This is a genomic window from Mycobacterium sp. IDUB_3 (assembly GCF_055419585.1).
In genome coordinates, this window is sequence record NZ_JBVAXZ010000001.1 from 1,793,719 (window position 1) to 1,814,323 (window position 20,605).

The 20,605-nt window shown below is 66.7% G+C and carries 16 protein-coding genes; 10 read left to right on the forward strand and 6 right to left on the reverse strand.

From position 1 onward, the window contains the following. The first annotated feature begins 897 nt into the window (after positions 1-897). Positions 898-1,401: a SixA phosphatase family protein gene (locus ACZYVJ_RS07830; protein ID WP_463830481.1), complete on the forward strand. Its 504-nt coding sequence runs from the start codon at positions 898-900 to the stop codon at positions 1,399-1,401. A 7-nt stretch (positions 1,402-1,408) separates the two neighbouring features. Here the strand turns inward: ACZYVJ_RS07830 and ACZYVJ_RS07835 are convergent, their stop codons facing one another. Beyond that, entirely contained in the window at positions 1,409-1,969 is a 561-nt protein-coding gene (locus ACZYVJ_RS07835; protein WP_064885068.1) for a DUF3558 domain-containing protein, read from the reverse strand. Between the two features lie 8 nt (positions 1,970-1,977). Continuing rightward, the gene (locus ACZYVJ_RS07840; RefSeq protein ID WP_463832895.1) at positions 1,978-2,535 is read right to left on the reverse strand and encodes a DUF3558 domain-containing protein; all 558 of its coding nucleotides are present in this window, start codon (positions 2,533-2,535) and stop codon (positions 1,978-1,980) included. Positions 2,536-2,717: 182 nt separating this feature from the next. Here ACZYVJ_RS07840 and ACZYVJ_RS07845 point away from each other — a divergent pair, with 182 nt between their 5' ends. The 6 genes from ACZYVJ_RS07845 to ACZYVJ_RS07870 all read left to right on the forward strand — a co-directional run bounded on the left by ACZYVJ_RS07845 (position 2,718) and on the right by ACZYVJ_RS07870 (position 10,947). Further along, positions 2,718-4,484, forward strand: a complete 1,767-nt coding sequence (locus ACZYVJ_RS07845) for an ABC transporter ATP-binding protein (RefSeq protein ID WP_463830482.1) — start codon at positions 2,718-2,720, stop codon at positions 4,482-4,484. After that, the gene (locus ACZYVJ_RS07850; RefSeq protein WP_463830483.1) at positions 4,481-6,385 is read left to right on the forward strand and encodes an ABC transporter ATP-binding protein; all 1,905 of its coding nucleotides are present in this window, start codon (positions 4,481-4,483) and stop codon (positions 6,383-6,385) included. Before ACZYVJ_RS07845 ends, ACZYVJ_RS07850 begins: the two co-directional genes overlap by 4 nt. 131 nt (positions 6,386-6,516) lie before the next feature. Next, positions 6,517-6,861: a DUF732 domain-containing protein gene (locus ACZYVJ_RS07855; protein WP_463830484.1), complete on the forward strand. Its 345-nt coding sequence runs from the start codon at positions 6,517-6,519 to the stop codon at positions 6,859-6,861. A 266-nt stretch (positions 6,862-7,127) separates the two neighbouring features. Next, positions 7,128-7,475, forward strand: coding sequence for a cysteine peptidase family C39 domain-containing protein (locus ACZYVJ_RS07860; protein WP_463830485.1), 348 nt, complete (start codon positions 7,128-7,130; stop codon positions 7,473-7,475). A gap of 257 nt (positions 7,476-7,732) precedes the next feature. Next, positions 7,733-8,914, forward strand: a complete 1,182-nt coding sequence (locus ACZYVJ_RS07865; protein WP_463830486.1) for a BTAD domain-containing putative transcriptional regulator — start codon at positions 7,733-7,735, stop codon at positions 8,912-8,914. Positions 8,915-9,087: 173 nt separating this feature from the next. Further along, entirely contained in the window at positions 9,088-10,947 is a 1,860-nt protein-coding gene (locus ACZYVJ_RS07870) for a serine/threonine-protein kinase PknH/PknJ (RefSeq protein WP_463830487.1), read from the forward strand. A 23-nt stretch (positions 10,948-10,970) separates the two neighbouring features. Here ACZYVJ_RS07870 and ACZYVJ_RS07875 read toward each other — a convergent pair whose 3' ends face one another. Both ACZYVJ_RS07875 and ACZYVJ_RS07880 read right to left on the reverse strand, forming a co-directional pair. Further along, positions 10,971-11,552: a hypothetical protein gene (locus tag ACZYVJ_RS07875; RefSeq protein WP_463830488.1), complete on the reverse strand. Its 582-nt coding sequence runs from the start codon at positions 11,550-11,552 to the stop codon at positions 10,971-10,973. A gap of 334 nt (positions 11,553-11,886) precedes the next feature. Further along, entirely contained in the window at positions 11,887-13,008 is a 1,122-nt protein-coding gene (locus ACZYVJ_RS07880) for an adenylate cyclase regulatory domain-containing protein (protein WP_463830489.1), read from the reverse strand. 40 nt (positions 13,009-13,048) lie between these two features. Here ACZYVJ_RS07880 and ACZYVJ_RS07885 point away from each other — a divergent pair, with 40 nt between their 5' ends. Continuing rightward, entirely contained in the window at positions 13,049-13,546 is a 498-nt protein-coding gene (locus ACZYVJ_RS07885; RefSeq protein ID WP_463830490.1) for a DNA-deoxyinosine glycosylase, read from the forward strand. Here ACZYVJ_RS07885 and ACZYVJ_RS07890 read toward each other — a convergent pair. Beyond that, positions 13,543-14,928 (reverse strand): amidase, encoded by a 1,386-nt coding sequence (locus ACZYVJ_RS07890; protein WP_463830491.1) that lies wholly within the window; start codon positions 14,926-14,928, stop codon positions 13,543-13,545. The genes ACZYVJ_RS07885 and ACZYVJ_RS07890 overlap by 4 nt on opposite strands. A gap of 83 nt (positions 14,929-15,011) precedes the next feature. Between ACZYVJ_RS07890 and ACZYVJ_RS07895 the strand changes: the two genes are divergently transcribed. Both ACZYVJ_RS07895 and ACZYVJ_RS07900 read left to right on the forward strand, forming a co-directional pair. After that, positions 15,012-15,446, forward strand: a complete 435-nt coding sequence (locus ACZYVJ_RS07895) for an HIT family protein (RefSeq protein WP_463830492.1) — start codon at positions 15,012-15,014, stop codon at positions 15,444-15,446. A gap of 144 nt (positions 15,447-15,590) precedes the next feature. Continuing rightward, complete coding sequence (locus tag ACZYVJ_RS07900; RefSeq protein WP_463830493.1) at positions 15,591-19,547, forward strand: diguanylate cyclase domain-containing protein; 3,957 nt, start codon at positions 15,591-15,593, stop codon at positions 19,545-19,547. On the opposite strand, the gene ACZYVJ_RS07905 is transcribed toward ACZYVJ_RS07900, so the two are convergent. After that, positions 19,544-20,575, reverse strand: a complete 1,032-nt coding sequence (locus ACZYVJ_RS07905) for an LLM class flavin-dependent oxidoreductase (protein ID WP_463830494.1) — start codon at positions 20,573-20,575, stop codon at positions 19,544-19,546. The genes ACZYVJ_RS07900 and ACZYVJ_RS07905 overlap by 4 nt on opposite strands. Positions 20,576-20,605 lie beyond the last annotated feature (30 nt).

A 20,605-nucleotide genomic window follows, 5' to 3' on the forward strand; every position in this document is an offset into this window, starting at 1 on the left:
TTCCGATACAAGCTAACTTGGCGGGTTGACAGGCCTGCCGGGATTCGGAAACGCCGGGTTGGTGTAGGCCGGTGTCTGTGGCTCATCGCCGGGATTCGGATTCATGGTTGGTGATGGGCCGGACTCTGGCTCAGCTGATGGAGGCGGGGGTGCCCGATGTTCGGGCGGTGGCGGCTTGGGCACCAAATAGTTCTTCCACGCGCCCGGTGGATTGGGTGCAGGGGCGATCGTGTTATCCGGCCAGCGCCATGAACAGCTACCGGAAGCACCCCCGAAATCGCCTGCAGGAAGGGTCAACCCAAAACCCATAAAACTTCCACCGATGGGAGAGTTGCCACCTGGACCGCCCATGTTCCATCCGCCATATTCACAGTGCCAGTGCGTGCTGTTCTCTTCGAGAGGAAAATCGCAGTAGTACGTCGTGGCCCCCGCCTCGAAACTACTTCCGCCAACACCGGGATAGTCGCAGACGCCGGGGCCTGGAAGGTTGCCGCCCGGCCCGGCCCAGGCCACCGCCGAATTGAGGATTACCCACAAGGTGACGCCCGGTGCCACAAGTAATCTAATTCCCGTGCGCAACGACTCTTTCACTGTAACGCCTTCTAGCTTCGGCAATGGCAGCGCGTGCCTCGAGCGGGGGACTGCTATTCCAAGTTCTACAACGCCCGGGACAAATTCGCAGAGAATTTAGGATTCGTCCTCCATTAGGCTGGTTCTGGCCGTCGCCGCCGAGACTGTGCTGGCTATCGGCCGACCATCTCCACTCGCTACGCCTACCGATACAGCCGAGCTCGGCCACTTCATCTGCCACCCAACACCTGCTACCACCCGGAAAAATTGCTCGACGGCGATGGTGAGGACTACCACTTGCCGCGGCACTGATTAATCTGATTTCTCGTGACTGGCCAGCGCACCTTGCTGTTGATGCGGCACGCGAAGTCCGACTACCCGCCCGGCGTCGCCGACCATGATCGGCCGTTGGCGCCGCGCGGCATCAAGCAGGCGGGGCTCGCCGGCGACTGGTTGCGTGCCAACGCGCCGACCATCGATGGGGTGCTGTGCTCCACGGCGAGGCGCACCCGCGAGACGCTGTCGAACACCCGTATCGACGCGCCGGTGCGATACAGCGATCGCCTCTACGCCAGCACCCCCGGCACGTTGATCGACGAGATCAACACGGTGGGTGACGCCGTCAGCACGCTGCTGGTCATCGGGCATCAGCCGACGATGTCGGCCCTCGTGCTGGGGCTCAGCGGCGCCGGGGATACGAATAGCTCTGCCGCCGAACGGATTTCAGTCAAGTTTCCGACGTCGGCGATCGCGGTACTCACCGTGCCGTGCGCGTGGAAGCAGCTGGAACTCGGGGTGGCGACCCTGATCGGCTTCGAGGTGCCGCGCTGAACGTTGATCAGGAGTTGGTGGCCAGCGTCAGCTCCATCAACTTGATGGCCTGTCCGCATGCGTCGATGCCCGGGGCCTGCGGGTTGATCCACCAACCGACAACCCCGGCGGCATCGCTGGCCACGCCGCACGCGCCGTTCGCGTCGTCGGGCCGCATCACGATGGAGTCGATACCGGCGATCGAACGCGTCTCGATCTTGTACTTCAAGAATTCGGCGACCTTGCGTTCGTTGGACAGGCTGCCCTGCTCGAACCAGAACCGGGTGATGTCGATCAGGCCGGCCGGGTTGGCCGCCTGCCAGCGGCAGATCGCACCAACGAAGGTGCTCTGAATGTCGAGCGGATCGGCGCCCACGGTCTTGGCCAGGATGTCGCTGGTCAAGACCTCACATTCCTTGAGCAGGTTCGGATACTGCTGCTGGGAGTTGTTGTTGCGGGGCACGTTGCCACCCGCCTTGACCGCGTTGCCCCCGATCGAGCGGGAACAGCCCGTCAACACCAGCAGCGCGGCGATCACTACGGTCGCGGCGATACGGGCAGTCCTCCTGCTGCGCGACCCGGCGCGCATGGACGCCATCACTTGGAGTTCGCAATCGATTGACGAGCCAGTTCCTTCGCTATGTCGCACGGCGGCGGGAACGGCTTCTGGCTGAAACTGATTGACCATTCAATAAAGTCGTCCTGGAACTGAATCCCCACCTCGCAGAGCGAGTCACCCAGGTTTGGCTCGTTGCCGACGGCGATGAAACCGCCGTGGCCGTTGATGTTGATGTCGTCGACGCTGGCACGCGAGAGCTCCTCGGTCTTGCGTTCGCGTCCGATGGGGCTCCCGCGATACCAGGAGAAGGAGAAGTGCGGCCCCAGGATGCCGCCGCCGGCGAGCCACTGACACCCGACGGAGTTGCGTGCGGTGTTGATCAGCCCGCTGACCTTGGTGAGCTCGGCGACGGCCTGGTCGCTGATGCCGCCGCATTGCGGGAACATCGCACCGTGGCTGCCCTGGCCGTTCTGCGGCGTCGACGGCGCCGTCGCGCCGGGTTTGTTGCCGCCGGAATCGGAGCAGCCCGCGGTCGCGGGGATCAGGATCGTCAATGCTGACGCCACAAGAGCCAGCGCCCTCGTGTCACGCCGCACCGCTACCCTGCTTCCGTTCCGCCCGCTGCTGGTCCACACGATGCACTGTAGCGGCAGCCCAGCGGGTCAACCACCGACGCGCCTGAGCAGGTATTTCCGGGCCGCCAACACGTGTGGTGCGGACCTTGACCGTCCGGCGGTTGGCGGGGACGGCCGGGCGGACGGTATGCGACAGTTACCCAATGCTCCTGGCACTGCTGCGCCAGTACATCCAGCCGTACCGACGGCTGGTGGCGGTGCTGATGGCGCTGCAGCTGGTCAGCAGCCTCGCGTCGCTGTACCTGCCGACGGTCAACGCCGCCATCATCGACGAGGGCGTCGCCAAGGGCGACACCACCACGATCGTCCGCCTCGGCATGGTGATGCTCGGAGTCACCGCATTGCAGGTGTTGTGTTCGATCGGGGCGGTCTATTTCGGCTCGCGCACCGGAATGGGCTTCGGTCGCGACCTGCGCGTGGCGATGTTCGAACACGTCACCACCTTTTCCGAACGCGAGACCGCCCGATTCGGCGCGCCCACGCTGTTGACGCGCAGCACCAACGACGTGCGGCAGATCCAGTACCTGGTCCAGATAACCGGCACCGTGCTGGTGACCGCCCCCATCATGTGCCTCGGCGGGATCTTCATGGCCGTCCGCCAGGAGGCCGCGCTGACGTGGCTGCTATTGGTTAGCGTGCCGATCATGGCGGTGGCCAACTACTGGGTGATGTCGCACATGCTGCCCCTGTTCCGCCGGATGCAGGGCCTGATCGACGGCATCAATCGTGTGACGCGTGACCAGCTGGCCGGCGTCCGGGTTGTCCGGGCGTTCGCTCGGGAAGATTTCGAGCGTGACCGCTTCGCGCGGGCCAACACCGCGCTGTCGAATACCGCACTGAACGCGGGCAACTGGCAGGCGTTGATGCTGCCGGTGACCACGCTGACCATCAACGTGTCCAGCGTCGCGCTGATCTGGTTCGGCGGTTTGCGCATCGACCGCGGCCAGATGCAGGTCGGTTCGCTGACCGCCTTCCTGGCCTACTTCACCCAGATCCTGATGGCGGTGTTGATGGCGACGATGACCCTGGTGGTCTTGCCGCGGGCCTCCGTCTGCGCCGAACGGATCACCGAAGTGCTCGCCACCCGCCCCGCCGTCACCGACCCGGTAAATCCGCGCTCCCCGCGCGGCGCGATCACCGGAACGGTGCGTCTGGATGGCGCGACGTTCACCTACCCGGGCGCCGATCGCCCAGTGCTGCAGAATATTTCGTTTTCCGCGCTGCCCGGAACTACCACCGCGGTCGTCGGTAGCACCGGTTCGGGCAAGTCGACGCTGGTCTCGCTGATCTGCCGGCTCTACGACGTGACCAGCGGCGCGGTCTCCGTCGACGGCATCGACGTCCGCGATTACCAGACCGAGCGGTTGTGGTCGGCGATCGGGCTGGTTCCTCAGCGCGGCTACCTGTTCTCCGGGACGGTCGCGGACAACCTGCGCTACGGCGCCGCCCCTCACCAAACGGTCACCGACGAACAGATGTGGGAAGCGTTGCGGGTGGCCGCGGCCGACGATTTCGTGCGGGCCCACGACGACGGGCTGCGCATGCGGGTGGCCCAGGGCGGTATCAACTTTTCCGGCGGACAGCGGCAGCGACTCGCCATCGCCCGGGCGGTCATCCGCCGCCCGGCCATCTATTTGTTCGACGACTCGTTCGCCGCGCTCGATGCCCGTACCGACGCGCGGGTCCGCGCCTCGCTACAGGAGATCTCCAGCGCAGCCACCGTCATCGTTGTCACACAACGCATCTCGATCGCGGCGAAGGCCGACCAGGTGATCGTGATCGACAACGGGAATCTGGTGGGCGCGGGCACGCACGAATCGTTGCTGGCCGATTGCACCACCTACGCCGAATTCGCCGACTCGCAGTCGGTCGACACCGTGCGATCGGGTCGAGTCGGGGGCACGCCGTGACACGCGCGACCGCCAAGGCGGCGGCCCGGCCAGCCCCCGTCACCGGTTCCCGCGACTTCTGGGGTTCGGCCACCCGCTTGGTGAAACAGCTTGCGCCGCAACGACGACTCTGCGCCGTTGTGATCACCTTGGGAATCACCGGCACGGCCATCGGCGTGATCGTCCCGCGGATCCTGGGGCATGCCACCGATTTACTGTTCAACGGTGTCATCGGACGCCAGCTCCCCGCCGGCATCACCAAGGCGCAGGCCGTCGCCGCCGCACGCGGCAGAGGAGCCAACACCTTCGCGGACCTGCTGTCCGGGATGAATGTGGTGCCGGGCCACGGCGTGGACTTTCCAGCTGTCGCCCGGACGCTGACACTAGCCCTGGTCCTGTATCTCGTTTCTGCGCTGCTGATTTGGGGGCAGGCCCGGCTGCTCAACGTCACCGTGCAGCGCACCATGGTGGCGCTGCGTTCCGACGTCGAGGACAAGATCCACCGGTTGCCGTTGTCCTACTTCGACGGCCGCCAGCGCGGTGAACTGCTGAGCCGCGTCACCAACGACATCGACAACATCCAATCGTCCCTGTCGATGACGATCAGCCAGCTGCTGACATCTGTTCTGACCGTGGTGGCGGTGCTGGCGATGATGCTGTCCATCTCGCCGCTGCTGGTGCTGATCACCGTGCTGACGGTGCCGTTGTCCCTGCTGGCGACCCGGGCGATAGCGCGTCGTTCCCAGCGGCTGTTCGTCGCCCAGTGGACCAGCATCGGACGCCTCAACGCCCACATCGAGGAGACCTACAGCGGTTTCACGGTGGTCACGACGTTCGGCCACCAGGCCGCGGCGCGCGAGCAATTCCGCACCCTCAACGACAACGTGTACCACGCCAGCTTCGGCGCGCAATTCTTCTCCGGGCTGGTGGCGCCGGCGACCACCTTCATCGGCAACCTCGGCTACGTCGCCGTCGCCGTGGTCGGCGGCCTGCAGGTTGCCACCGGCCACATCACCCTGGGCAACATCCAAGCGTTCATTCAGTATGTGCGGCAGTTCAACTCACCGCTGAGCCAACTGGCCGGGATGTACAACACCCTGCAGTCCGGGGCAGCCAGCGCCGAACGCGTCTTCACGCTGCTGGATGAGCCCGAGGAATCGCCGGATCCCCCGCCCGTTGCCCAACCCTCGACGGGCGCGAGCCCCGGTGGACGCGTCGAATTCGCCCACGTGAGCTTCGCCTACCGCCCGGGCACCCCGGTGATCGAAGACCTGTCCATGGTGGCCGAACCGGGCAGCACGGTGGCGATCGTCGGGCCGACCGGAGCGGGCAAGACCACGCTGGTGAACCTGCTGATGCGGTTCTACGACGTCAACGCGGGCCGAATCCTGCTCGACGGGGTCGACATCACCACGATGGACCGCCGGTCGCTGCGGTCGCGAATCGGCATGGTGCTGCAGGACACCTGGCTCTTCGAAGGGACGATCGCGGAGAACATCGCCTATGGACGTCCCGACGCCGCTGAGGACGAGGTGCTCGAGGCCGCCAGGGCCGCCTACGTCGATCGTTTTGTGCGGACGCTGCCGGCCGGCTACCAGACCCGAATCAGAGGTGACGGCGGCAACATCAGCGCCGGCGAAAAGCAGCTCATCACCATCGCCCGCGCATTCCTTGCCCGCCCCCAGTTGTTGATCCTCGACGAGGCGACAAGTTCGGTCGACACTCGTACCGAGGTCCTCATCCAGCACGCGATGTGTGAACTGCGCCGCGACCGCACGAGTTTTATCATCGCGCACCGACTTTCGACGATCCGCGATGCCGACCGCATTTTGGTGGTCGAGGCCGGCCGGATCGTCGAACAGGGCAATCACACTGAACTACTTGCCCGGCGCGGCACGTATTACGAGATGACACAGGCGTAATGTCGCGCGTCTGGCGGACGCATTGATAAGCGGCCGCGATCGCTACCAAGAAGTTATTGAGAAGACACCAAGGAACAAACGAGACGCTGGGATCGTCCTACTCAGTAACGCACCTGAAAGGGGTGGCAGCAATGTTCTCTCGCCGCATCATGACAATGGCCACCACCGCCATCGGCGCCGCCGCCATCGCGCTTGCGGCCGTTGGCACGGCCGGCACTGCCGCAGCGAGGTCCGTGCAGACCGCCGATCAGGCGTTCCTCAGCCAGATGCAAAGTCTCGGCGTCACTTTCCCGTCGATTCAAGCTGCCGTGCAAGCGGGCCACCAGGTGTGCACCGAACTGGCCGCCGGCCAGACCCCGATCGCCGTCACCGTCCAGATCTTCCGCCACACCAACCTGACTCCCCCGCAGGCGGCCAGCGTGGTGATCGCGGCGACCAACGCCTACTGCCCGCAGTTCTCCGGGCAGCCCGCCTAGCCTGCCAACGGCCCACGATGGGGGATTTCGGGTAACCGGAATCCCCCATCGGCGGCTGGAGCCAATCGCACGCCAGACGGCTCCAAGAATCCGTAGAGAAGCCGAAAAGGCGGACATCCGAAGCTCTTCTCAACAGACCCGCGAGCACACGAGAAGAGGCCCAGTCGACACCCAGCGTCGCCCACCCCGGCCCGACCTACACCAAGCCCGCCGCCAGCAGCAACCCGGAGTCGGGTCCGGGAGCAAACACCGCCGACATCCCCGAATTGCTCGCCCAGTACAAGATCGGCGCCGTCGCCAGCGACAAGGACGACGCCGCGCAGACCGGCACCCCGTCGGGAATGGTGGGGCTGGAGCGAGCACTGGCCTCCGGTCACAAGGTGATCGTCAGCCTCAACGCCGAACTCATCTGGCACCAGCCCGTCGAGCAGAAGGACAAGAACGGCCGCCCGGAGTCCAATCACGCCGTGGTGGTGACCGGTGTGGACACCGTCGCCGGCATGGTTCACCTCAACGACAGCGGCACCGCGGAAGGCCGCAACGAGCAAATTCCGGTCCGGCTCTTCGTCGAGTCGTGGGACACCAGCAACGAGTCGATGGTCGTCACCACCTGAACCAAGGCGATTCGCCTCACGCGGCGCGCAACGCCCCCGGGCTTGCGCGCCGCGTGGTGGGTATGTCTCGGCGATGCAATCCAATTCGTGCGGGGCATCTACTATCGCGCTGAGTACGAACACATTTCAGTCATTCGATGGCACAGGACGGTGCTCTGGCGTGCGATCAATTCGACGACATGCCGTCGGAGCTCGACGGTTTGTCGGGATTGTCAACGAATCCGCCCAGTTGGCGTCACAATCACAACTGTGACCTCATGGCATCGGACGCCGCAGACGCGGAAAGGCGGGTAGGCGCGATGGCGGACAAACGTCTCGAATTCGGTCTACTCGGACCGTTGGAGATGAGCGTTGACGGTGCCCTGGTGCCGCTCGGCACGCCCAAACAGCGGGCGGTGCTGGCCCTGCTGCTGATGAACCGCAACAGCCCGGTCGGCGTCGACCGGCTTATCACCGCACTGTGGGACGAGTCGCCGCCGTCGGGGGCGCGGGCCAGCATTCACTCCTACGTGTCCAACCTGCGCAAGCTGCTGACCGGCGCCGGCGCCGACCCGCGCACGGTACTGGTCGCGGCGCCGCCGGGGTATAGGCTCAACATCCCCAACGACACTTGCGATCTCGGCCGATTCATCGCCGAAAAGACCGCCGGCGTGCACGCGGCGGCCGCGGGACACTTCGAACAGGCCAGCCAGCACCTGGCTGCGGCCCTGGCCGAATGGCGCGGTCCGGTGCTCGAGGACCTGGAAGACTTCCGGTTCGTCGACGCCTTCACCGCGTCCCTCGTCGAGGAGAAGATCCTGGCCCACACGGCGCAGGCCGAGGCCGAAATCGCATGCGGACGTGCGTTTACCGTGATCACCGAGCTGGAAGCGCTGACGACCGAACATCCTTACCGCGAACAGTTGTGGGCTCAATTGATGACCGCCTACTACCTCACCGACCGCCAATCCGACGCGCTGGCGGCCTACCGCCGCGTACAAAAGTCGCTCGCCGACGACCTCGGGATCGACCCGGGCCAGAACCTGCGCGCCCTCAATGACCGGATCCTGCGTCAGGAACCGCTGGACGCCAAGAAGAACGCCATGACGACCGCGGCGGTCGCGATCACCGTGCTCGAGCAGTACACGTCTGACACGAAGGTGGTCGCCTATCTGCACGAGGTGACCGGGCGCAGCTATCCGCTGCAAGGGTCGACAACGATTGGGCGGCTTAGCGACAACGACATCGTCCTCGACTCCCCCAAAGTCAGCCGCCACCATGCCGTCATCGTCGACACCGGAACCGGCTACATCATCGACGATCTACGGTCCTCGAACGGCGTGCACGTTGAGGACCAACGAATCCGGTCGGCCGCAACATTGCAGGACGGCGACCGCGTCCGGATCTGCGACCATGAATTCACCTTCCAGATCGCCGCAGACAACCACGACGAGGGCTAGGACCTCGGCAACCCGACCCGCGCTGACACGCGCCGCGATTGTTCCCGTTATCGTGCGGTGGGACGCCTGCGCGCTTACCGTCATGATTGCTCAGTCACGGGTTGCAATCGTGTGTCTGTCCGCAAGTCTTGAATGAGACCGGCAGGCCGGGGGTTGGGTTGGAAGGATGAGGAATGAGTGACGAGCAGTCCTCACGGGCGGGGTCGATGTTTGGGCCCTACCACCTGAAGCGGCTGCTGGGCCGCGGGGGGATGGGTGAGGTCTACGAGGCCGAACACACCGTCAAGGAGTGGACGGTCGCGGTCAAGCTCCTCTCCGAAAGCTTCAGCCGGGACCCGGTGTTTCGCGAGCGGTTGAAGCGCGAAGCCCGCACGGCCGGTCGTTTGCAGGAACCGCACGTGGTGCCGGTGCACGACTACGGCGAAATCGATGGCCAGATGTTTCTGGAGATGCGCTTGGTCGAGGGCACCGACCTGGACAGCGTGCTCAAACGTTTCGGCCCGCTGACCCCGCCGCGCGCGGTCGCCATCATCACCCAGATCGCCTCTGCGCTCGACGCCGCCCACGCCGCCGGGGTGATGCACCGCGACATCAAACCGCAGAACATTCTGGTCACCCGTGACGACTTCGCCTACCTGGTCGACTTCGGCATCGCCAGCGCCACCACCGACGAGAAGCTCACCCAGCTGGGCACCGCGGTCGGCACCTGGAAATACATGGCGCCAGAACGGTTTTCCGACGCGGAGGTCACCTATCGCGCCGACATCTACGCACTGGCCTGCGTGCTGTTCGAGTGCTTGACCGGATCCCCGCCCTATCGCGCCGACAGCGCCGGCGTGCTGGTCTCCGCCCACATGATGGACCCCATTCCCGCTCCCAGCGAGCAGCGCCCGGGCGTCCCCAAAGCATTCGACCCCGTGATCGCCCGCGGCATGGCCAAAAAGCCCGAAGACCGCTACGCCAGCGCGGGCGACCTGGCCCTGGCGGCCAAGCAAGCGCTCAGCAGCCCCGACCAGGACCGCGCCGCCACCATCTTGCGCCGCAGCCAGGAAGCCGCACTGCCCGGCGCTCAGGCCCACGCCGCTCCAGCGCCTCCGCCGGCGTATCGGCCCACGTTCAACACCCCGCCGCCGTCGCCATTCGACCCGCCCGCGGCGCCCAGTTCCGGTCCGATCCCGTCGCAGGGCGCTCAGGCGTGGACCCCCACCAGCGGCCCGATCCCGGCGGCCGGCCAGCCCGCGCCGCCGTATTACCAAGGCGGCAGCGCCAACTGGGGCGGCCCGCCGCAGTTCACCAGCTCAACGCCCTGGGGCCAGCCCCCGCCCAAGCCGCACCGCAGTGTCTGGCCCATCATCGCCGCCGTCGCCGTGGTGCTCGTTGTCATCGCGAGCGGCGTGGGCATCTGGCTGGTCGTCCGGCCCAAGCCGGAACCGCCGCAGGCCGCCCCGCTGGGACCCGAACGCCTCAGCGGTCTGCTGCTCAGCCCGGCCGACATCAACGGCGTGATGGGCTCCTCGTCGATGCAGCCGGGCAAACCGATCACCGCGACGGACAGCTCGTCGGTGACGGTGTCCGCGCCGGATTGCCAGGGCGCGCTCTACACCACCCAGGATCCGGTCTACGCCGGCAGCGGCTACTCGGCGGTCAGCGGCCTGGTGTCTTCGGAGGCGGGCGACAATTACGACCACTGGGTCAACCAGGCCGTCGTGCTCTTTCCGTCCGCCGACCGGGCGAAGAGTTTCGTGCAGACCTCAGCGGAGAAGTGGAAGGGCTGCGCCGGCAAGACGGTGACCGTCACCAACAAGAGCAAGACCTACCGGTGGACGTTCGCCCAGCTTCAGGGCAGCCCGCCGAAGATCACACTGATGGACACCCAGGAAGGCGCCGATGGCTGGGAGTGCCAGCGCGCGCTCAGCGTGGCCAATAACGTGGTCGTCGACATCAACGCGTGCGGGTACCACATCAGCGATCAGGGTGGGCAGATCGCCGACAAGATCGTCGGCAAGGTCGATAGCGAGAAGCCGGAAGGCTGACCGGCCGCACCGTTAAGCCCTTGTCACGACTGAAGATCGGGCCCCTGCGCGCGTAGGTCGTCGACCGCGGACATCGCGCCCCGCAATTTGGCCAGCCACTCCTCGGCGTGTTCGCCGACCAGCCTCACCGACCACGCCAGCGCGTCGGCGCGGGACCGGGCGACCCCGGCATCGACCAACGTGTCCAGCACCTGTCGTTCGGGTTGCTTGAGCCGCGTCATGACCGGTACGGCGATGTGGGTGAACAGAATTCGCTCGGTGCCCGCCGTGGAACCGACCTCGACGCCCCAGGACACCTTGCGTCCGTAGCGATCCTGCGCTTCGTCGGCGATGTGCATCCGCTCCGATCGGGTGTCTTCGCGGAATCGCGAAGCTCGCCCGGCCGCGCGGGCCTCGCTGGCTTCGCCTTCGGCACTCGCCGCATCGGGGAGCTTGCCGATGACGGTGATCTCTTCGCGGTCGACGGTCACCGTCGGGTCGCCCTCGAACCAGTTCTCCGGAAGACGGCCCGCGAACCATTCCGCGGCGTCGCTGGCGTCGGGTTGCTGGGCTTGCTGCCAGCCCCCGGGGCGGCCGTACCGCCTCTGTGTGTGATGCGCTTTCATGATTACATAATTACACCGTTGCATCTGTAAGGGAACGGCCTTTCACCGGCAGCGAAACGACAGACGGCCGCGGGGCCACCTCCCGTCATCCCGATCGGCGGGTAACCGCTGGTCGGCGACTTTGACAAACCGGGAAAACCCGTTGATCTGGGCAATTCGTCGGCGTATTTTGGTTAGCGAAGCAGGCCCGGAAGCGACCAATTCGAAGTGCCGGAACACGGGGTAGGAATCCGGCCGCGTAGGACACGCATAAGACGGAGTCAGACGCCCCCTGGAGTCGCGCCGGGCCTGCCCATCTGCCGGGACCCTTATTCGTCCGGCTCCGCACTGGCCGTCAGTCGCCGTCGCCCCGCCGGACGCGAAAGAGCTTCACCTCGCTCTTGATGCCCTTGAGCCGACGTGCGCCGGCGAACGATCCGGAGAACTCACCGCGGTCGGCGATGACGTCCCAGACAGAATCCGCGACCACGACCGTGCCCGGGCGCGCCACGTTCGTGACGCGGCTGGCCACATTGACCGGGCTGCCGAACCAGTCACCGGCCCGGCTCACCGCCATGCCGGACGCCACCCCCGCTCGCAACCGGGGAAAGTCGTTGTCGGTGTCGACGGCTTCGACGAGTTTGACGATGACGTCGAGCAACGGCAGCGGATCGGGGCAGACGAACATCACCGCATCACCGATGGTCTTGATGAATCGCACGGGGGGCACGGTCATGTCGCGGGCGAGGATGGCCAGCCGGTTGGCCAGGTGCCCCAGCTCCTCGGGCGACACCGCCTCGCCGATCTTCGTGAAGCCGACCAGGTCGGCGAAGGCGACGGTGATCTGGCGCGCTCCGGGTAGCGGCTCGCCGGCGGCCCGCTCGGCGGCATTGATCGCCTCGGTCTCCATCATGTGGCGCAGCTGCATGAACAACATATGCTCGATCATCGGCCCTAGCATCGGCGCGATCTCGCCCACCAAAGCCTTTGAAGCCTTGGCGATTTCGAGCTCGCTGTTACCCGGTCGCATGATCGCCGAAAGCGCCGTGTAGCGCATGACTTCGGCGGCCCGCGACAAACCTTCGGCGAGCACCCGAACCACGAGAACCACCTGTTCGGGATCCAGCCCCAGCTCCACGAATCGCTGGGAAAAGGCGGCGGCTTCACCGTCGGCGCGCATGTGCACGACCGCGTCGGGGTCGTCCACCCGGACCAGACCGATCGCGCGCTGCACGCGCTGCAACAGGTCCAGGTCGATGCCATGGGTCTCGCTGATCTCGCGGGTGGACACGTAGGTGCCGTCATCGCCGATGAGGTGGCGGGTGGCCAGCAACAGGGGCGGATTGGTGGTCCGGATCTCCTCTTTGGTGATGCCCTGCTCGAGCAGCCACGTCACCAGCTCGGCGCGCTCGGCGCGCGCGTTCCCCTCTAGCCCGTCGAGCAGATCGTCGATGTTCTGGTCGGCCCCGTCCTGCACGTCGCCAACGTACAACGCGGGCCAGCCATGATGTGAGGTGATGAGCACACCGCTGCTGCGGGGATTCCCGCCGGTCGTCGATGAGCGCGCCAGGACGTTGATTCTCGGCTCGTTTCCCAGCGCGCAATCGCTGGCGGCGGGCCAGTACTACGCCAATCCGCGCAATGCGTTCTGGTCGATCACCGGTGAGCTGTTCGGCTTCGATGCATCCGCGCCCTACGACGGACGGCTCACAGCACTGCGGTCTCACGGCGTCGCCCTGTGGGACGTGCTGCATGCCTGCCGCCGCGTCGGCAGCTCCGACTCGGCGATCGAGTCGAACAGTGTGTTGGTCAACGATTTCGGTGAGTTATTCGAGCGCCACCCCACCATCACGGCGGTGTACTTCAACGGCGCCAAGGCCGCCGACCTGTTCCGCCGGCTCGCGACGGCGCCCGATCGGATCCGATATCAGCGGTTGCCGTCTACCAGCCCGGCCCACGCGGTGCGGCCGGGCGCCAAGCTCGCGGCTTGGACCGTGCTGTTGAACCCCGCCTAGGAGACCGGCGGTCGCCGCAGCGACCACGGCCGGGCGGCTTCGATCTGCGCCGAGAGTGACAGCAGGGTCGCTTCGTCATACGGCTTGCCGACGAGCTGGACCGACATCGGCAGACGATCCCCGTCGAAGTCCCACGGAACCACCGCCGCGGGCTGCCCGGTCAGGTTCCAGATCTGTTGGTAGGGAACGTATTGACCGACCCGCAGCAGCGTGGACACCGCACCGCGGCGTTGATACGCGCCGATCCGCGACGGGCCCGCCGCGGTGCCGGGGGTGATGACGACGTCGACGTCGTCGAAGATCGCCTGGATCCGCGAAATCACCGCCCCCTCATTGGCTCGGATGGCCTCCATCCGCCGATCGGAGAAGAAAGATCCCAAACGGGCGATGTTGCGGGTGCGCGTTTCCAGGCGTTCCGGATGGGCCAACGCGTCCGCGTCGTCGCAGATACCGCGCAGATAGCGGGGCAGGTAGTTGGCGAGTATGGCCGAGGCGGGATATTCGGGGTCCGCCCTGACGACGTCATGGCCGAGGTCACGAAGCAACGCGCCGGCCTGCTCGACCGCGGCCAACTCCGCCTTGCCGACCCTGACCGGAAGTGGGGTTGGGACCTTGGTGCTCAACGCGATTCGCAACCGGCCGGGACTGCGCCCGGCCGCGATCGCGAACTCCCCTTCGGGGCCGGGCACCGTCGACGTCGCATCCAGGAACACGGCCGCGTCCATCACCGTCCGCGTGATCGGACCGTTGACGCTCAGTCCGTACCAGGCGTCGTCGTGCGGTTCCAGCGACACACGATCGCGTTGCGGCTTCAGGCCGAACAGGCCACACCACGTCGCCGGGATGCGGATCGAGCCGCCCCCGTCGGATCCCAGTGCCAGCGAAGCCAACCCGGCGGCGACCGCGGCGGCACTCCCGCCGCTACTGCCGCCCGGGGTGCGGGTGGGATTCCACGGGTTACGGGTGGCTCCGAAGGTCATCGACTCGGTGTAGGGCAGCATCATCAGCTCGGGCACATTGGTTTTGCCGATGATCACGGCGCCCGCGGCCCGCAACCGGCGCACCACTTCGGCGTCGGAGGTGACGGCGGGCCGGTGTCCGCCGCTACCGAACGTCGTCACCTCCCCGGCGACGTCGACATCGTCTTTGATCGCGATCGGCACGCCGAGTAGCGGTAGCCGTTCGCCCGCGGCCAGGCGCTCCTGCGCCACGGCGGCCTCGTAACGCGCTTGGTCGGCGAGCACCACGCGGTAGCAACGTAGCTGGCTGTCCAGCCGGGCGATCCGCTCTAGATAGAGCTCGAGCAACTCCGGCGCGGTCAATTCACCGTTGGCCAGCATGCGCGCGTGTGCCGCCGCGCCGGCGAAGGCGAGATCGTTCACCGCGGCAGCGTATCTCGATAATCGCCGCAGGCCCCGAATGGTCCCGGCATGGCTGCGACGCAGCAGCCAGTACCGTGGGCGACATGTCCTGCGTGTTCTGTGCGATCGTCGCCGGCGAGGCTCCGGCCATCCGGGTCTATGAAGACGACGACTACCTGGCCATCCTCGACATTCGCCCATTCACCCGCGGCCACACATTGGTGCTGCCCAAACGGCACAGCGTCGATCTCACCGACACCTCGCCGGAGACGCTGGCCGGGATGGCCACTCTGGGGCAACGCATCGCCCAGGCCGCGCGCAGCACCGAATTGGCCGACGCGACCAACATCGCGGTCAACGACGGCCGCGCCGCTTTCCAGACCGTCTTCCATATCCACCTGCACGTTTTGCCCCGCCGCAATGGGGACAAGCTGTCGGTGGCCAAGGGGATGTTGCTGCGCCGCGACCCCGACCGGGATGCCACCGGCCAGATTCTGCGCACCGCGCTGGCCCGCATCGATGCAAGTCAGCCGGATTGAGCCGCCTACCCGATCACGGCCGGCGCCCGCACCAACCTGGCAAAAGCCCCACTTCGCGAACGTCAGCAGCGGTTTAATGCCCTGTAACTCGTGGTGAGGTTGTTCATTTCTTCACCACACAGCAGGGGAGCGGCTGGTGCGGCGATGAAACGCTGGGCGGTGCATCCGTGGCGGCGGTCCGGGGTGCCCGCGCGAACGGGCTGGCTGCTCACCGGCCTTTACGGCGTCGCCGAGTTGTTGATCGTGGTGTCGAAGTTCTGGGGATCGCATGGCCCCTACGGGACGCGACCGATCAACGAGGTCGTCATCGCGGTGTGTCTCGCAGTGACGGCTGTGTGTGCCGGGACCGCGGCACGCCGCACGGCCGGACGGCAGCGATACGGCTGGCTGGCGCTGGTCACGGGCCTGGTCGGCTGGGCGGCGGGTGAGATCATCTGGGCGGTCTACGACGTGCGGCCGGAATTCGATCACGCCGCCAACCCGGCGGCGACCGAGATCGTGCTGCTGTTGTATCCGCTCGGCGCCATGACCTCGTTGGTGTTGTTGTCCCGGCTCTCTCGCCTCGACAACTTGCGGCGGCTGCTGCTCGACGGCCTCATCGTGGCGACTTCGCTGTTCGTCATCTCCTGGGTGTTCGTGGTCGAAACGCAGCTGCGGGAGCACACCGGCGCCCGGCTGACGACGCTGGCGGAGGTCTTCAGCGACATCGTCCTGCTGACAACCGCAATCCTGATGCTGTCGCGGGCGCGTCCCGGCGACCAGCCGAGCCGAACTCTGCTGGCCGGCGGGATCGGGATGATCAACCTTGCCGATCTGGTGCTGGTTTTCGACACCGGCATCGGCAGCTATCACACCGGCTACGTGGCCGACCTGACCCGAGTCGCCGGGCTGGCGATGCTGGCGCTGGCCGCGGCGGCCAGCTGGCACGAGCGCCCCGCGCCGCGGTCGCAATTATCACCGGACGAGGTGGAACTGCGCACCCGCCTGTGGCTGCCGTACCTGCCGCTGACCATGGCAGCCGCGGTGGGCTGGGCGCACGCGGCCGGCAACACGATGCACAAGCCCTTGCTGGGTGCGCTGGGAATACTCGTGGCCGCCGTATTGGCCCGACAGTTCGTGGCCCTGGTGGAGAACCAGAATCTGCTGTCCGAAGTCGCGCAGGAGGCCTTCCGTGACCACCTGACCGGTCTGGCCAATCGGGCGCTCTTCCTACATCGGTTGGAGCTGGCCATCGCGCGTCGACACCCCGACGGCACACCGATCGCGGTGTTGTGCCTGGACCTCGACAATTTCAAAGCGGTCAACGACGCCCTCGGCCATCCGGCCGGCGACGAACTCCTGGTCCGGGTCGCCGGCCGGCTCACCGCGGCGCTGGGCGATACGGGCACCATCGCCCGGCTGGGTGGCGACGAATTCGCGGCGGTCATCGAAACCTCGGTCGAAGAATCGCAGGCGGCCGCGCACCGCATCCTCGACGCCTTCACCGGAGCCATTCTGATCGACGGCATTCCGATCACGGTGCGGCCGAGCATCGGATTCACGGTGGCCACCGGCTCGGCGAACTGCACGGTCGATCAGCTGCTGCGGCACGCCGACCTGGCCATGTATGCCGCCAAACGCGAAGGCGGACAATGTATCCGCAGCTTCATGCCCGACTTGCCGCTGCCATATGCGTTTCCGGCCGCGCCGGTTTCGCACAGATCGCCCGTGGCCTCCCGTGCAGTCAGCGGTGGTGACGGCGATACGCCGCACGATTCCCGGCCAACCGCCGAGGTCGCCACTGTGGCAACCAGCCCGCCCGAGGACGCGCCCGACGCCGCCCGCTGGCCGCCACGCGACGTCCGGGCCGCAATCGCGCTGCTGGCAATCGGATTGGTCGCCTTCACCGTGTCCACCGTCGTACGTCCCAATGCCGGGCACGGCATCGTCTCGGCCGCCGCGCTGTATACGGCGCTGACCGTCGTCGCGGCCGGACTGATCGCCCTTCGCGCGTACCGTGTCCCGGCCGACCGGTTCGCCTGGGCGCTGATCGCCGCGGGTATGGCGTCCTCGGCCGTGGGTGACGTCGTCTATGCCTTATGGGTGCCCGACGGCCGGTCCCCGTCGGTGGCCGATCCGGAGTACCTGGCGTACTACCCCTTCGTCTACGCCGGGCTGTTGCTGCTTATGCGGGCACGGCTCAAGCGGCTACCGATACCGATTCAGCTCGACTCGTTCATCTGCGCGTTGACGTTGGCGGCGGTCGCCGCGGCGTTGACGGCCGGCCCGATCCGGGCGGCCGCGGTACACAGCCCGGCGACGGTATGGGTTGGGCTGGCCTATCCGTGGAGCGATCTGGTGCTTCTGGCACTGGCCGCCGGCATGTTGCCGATCCTTGGCTGGCGCAACGAAATTAGCTGGGCACTGCTGGTGGCCGGATTGGTCTTGTTCGCGGTCGCGGACGCCGCGTATCTCTTTCAGGCGTCCGCCGGCTTGTATCGGACCGGCTCGCTGCTGGATGCGTGCTGGGCCGCGTCGTCGTTGCTCATCGCGATGGCGAGCTGGGCCAGATCGTCGTCGATCACGCCACCCCCCCGAGGCCGATACGGGCCCTACATCACTCCGGTGGTGTCCGCCATCGTGGCACTGGGCGTGATTGTCCTGGCACATCATTCGCGACTCGCCGCGACGCTGGCGGCCTTGAGCCTGGTCGTGGCGACCGGGCGGTTCGCGCTGACCTTCCGCCACGCGAGCCTGCTGGAGACGAGCGACAGACTCGCCATGATCGACGAGTTGACGGCACTGCCGAATCGGCGCTCGCTGGTGACGGCCCTGACCGGGTTGCCCGTTTCGCCGCCAACGGGAACGAGGTCGATGCCGACCAGAGCACACGCCCGCCGCGCGCTGTTGTTGTTGAGCCTCAGCGATTTTCACGAGATCACCGACTCGATCGGTAGCCAGTTCGGTGATGAGCTGCTATGTCATATCGCAAATCGACTGGTCGGCTGCGTCCGTCGTGACGATCTGCTCGCGCGGGTGGGCGAAGACCAATTCGCGGTGCTGCTGTCGGATGGCGCCAACCTCACCGCGGCCAGCGCTTCAGCGGGGCGCCTGCTCGAAGCCTTGAGCGAGCCGATCGCTTTGGATCCGATCACCGTGCAGGTGGACGCCCGCATCGCCATCGCGCTCTGCCCAGACCACTGCGACTCCCCGCAAGACTTGCTGAGCCGCGCCGAAACCACCATGGCGCACGCCAAATCCGCCCGCAGCAAGATCGCGGTCTACGACTCCTCGTTCGAGGTTCAACGCGACAACGACCCGAGCCTGATCGAGGAATTGCGCACGGCGTTGTTCGACACCGACGAGCTGAGGCTGCATTACCAGCCCAAGATCGACGGCCGTGACGGCAGCGTCCACAGTGTCGAGGCGGTGCTGCGCTGGCAGCACCCCACCCGCGGAACACTGCTGCCGGAGGAGTTTTTGTCCGTCGCCGAACGCGCCGGGCTGATGCGCAAAATCTCCAACCGCACGCTCTCCATGGCCCTGGCGCAGGTCCGCTCGTGGCGCGAGGAAGGCATTCCGCTGACCGTCGCGGTGAACCTGTCCACGACCAACCTGCTGGACATCGAACTCGTCGGCACGGTCGAGCGGCTCCTCGCCAACCACGATCTGCCCGCCGAGGCGCTCATCCTCGAGATCACCGAGAGCGCACTGGTGGATTCGGTGCGATCCCGCAACACCGTCGCAGCGCTGCAGGAGCTGGGAATCCGGATCTCGCTCGACGATTACGGCACCGGTTGGTCGTCATTGGCTCGCCTGCAAGAGGTTTCGGTCGACGAGCTGAAACTCGACCGAATCTTCGTGTCGCGCCTGGCCCACGACGCGCGATCGGTCGCCATCGTGCGGTCGACGGTGGCACTGGCGTCGAATCTGGGTGCCGACCTGGTCGCCGAGGGAGTCGAGAACGAGGCCACCCTGAGCGCCCTGCGCCGGTATGGCTGCAACATCACCCAGGGCTTCGTGCACAGCCCGCCGCTGCCGCCGGACGACCTGCGCGACTGGATCGCCACCCATGCGCCGCATCCCCGGTCCAATGAGCGGGCGCGTTCGAACGAGGGCTAGAACAGCTCCTTGGCCAGTAGCTCCAGCGTCGCGACCCGCGCGGGTGCGATGTCGGGATCGGTGCCGCGGCGTGCCGAGGCCACCGGGTTCACCATGACTTCGTCGACGCCGAACCTGTCGGCCAGCGCCCGGATCTGGTCGGCGGCCTCGGCCGGCGCCCCCAATACTGCGCGTTGCAGGCCGCTCTCGACGATCCGCTGTTGCTGTCCGGTCAACTCGGCGACCGCGGCCTCCTCGACCAGCGGCACCGGTCCCAGCGGCTGCCCGGTGCGGAGCCGGGCCATCATCTGCAGGTTGGGCAGCATCAAAGCCGTTGCCTCTTCCCGCGTTTCGGCCACCGCGGCGTTCACCGTCAAAAAAGTCAGCGGTTCGGCGGTCAGCTCACCGGGCTTGAATCGCGAGCGGTACACCTCGAGTGCCTCTTCGGTTCCGTTGCCGGAGAAGTGATGTGCGAACACATACGGCAACCCCTTGGCGGCGGCCAGATGCGCCGAGTACATCGACGAGCCCAGCAGCCACAGACGCGGTTCGCCCGCCGCGGCCGGGGTGGCTCTGAGGGTGTAATCGCCGGAGCGCAACGGCACCCGCACGCCGCGAGCGCTCATCAGCGCCGCCACGTCGTCGAGGTATTCGGGGAAGTTCTCGATGTCACGGTCGTCGCGACCGCCGCGCAGCGCGTACGACGTCACCGGATCCGACCCGGGCGCGCGGCCGATGCCGAGGTCGATCCGGCCCGGGGCGGCGGCTTCCAGCAGCGCGAACTGCTCGGCCACCGCCAGCGGGGCGTGATTGGGCAGCATCACGCCGCCCGACCCGAGCCGCAGCCGCGAGGTCTGCGCGGCCAGATAGGCGAGCACCACCGGCGGGCTGGTGGCACCCACCGACGGCATGTTGTGGTGCTCGGCGACCCAGTAGCGGGTGAAGCCCAGCCGGTCCGCGGCCTGCGCGAGCTGCACCGTGGCCGCCAGGGCCCCACCGGTCGTCTGGTCGGTGCGCACCGGGATGAGGTCAAGGACGGAAAGACGCACGATCGCGTTAACGCGCACTGGCCGGCAAAC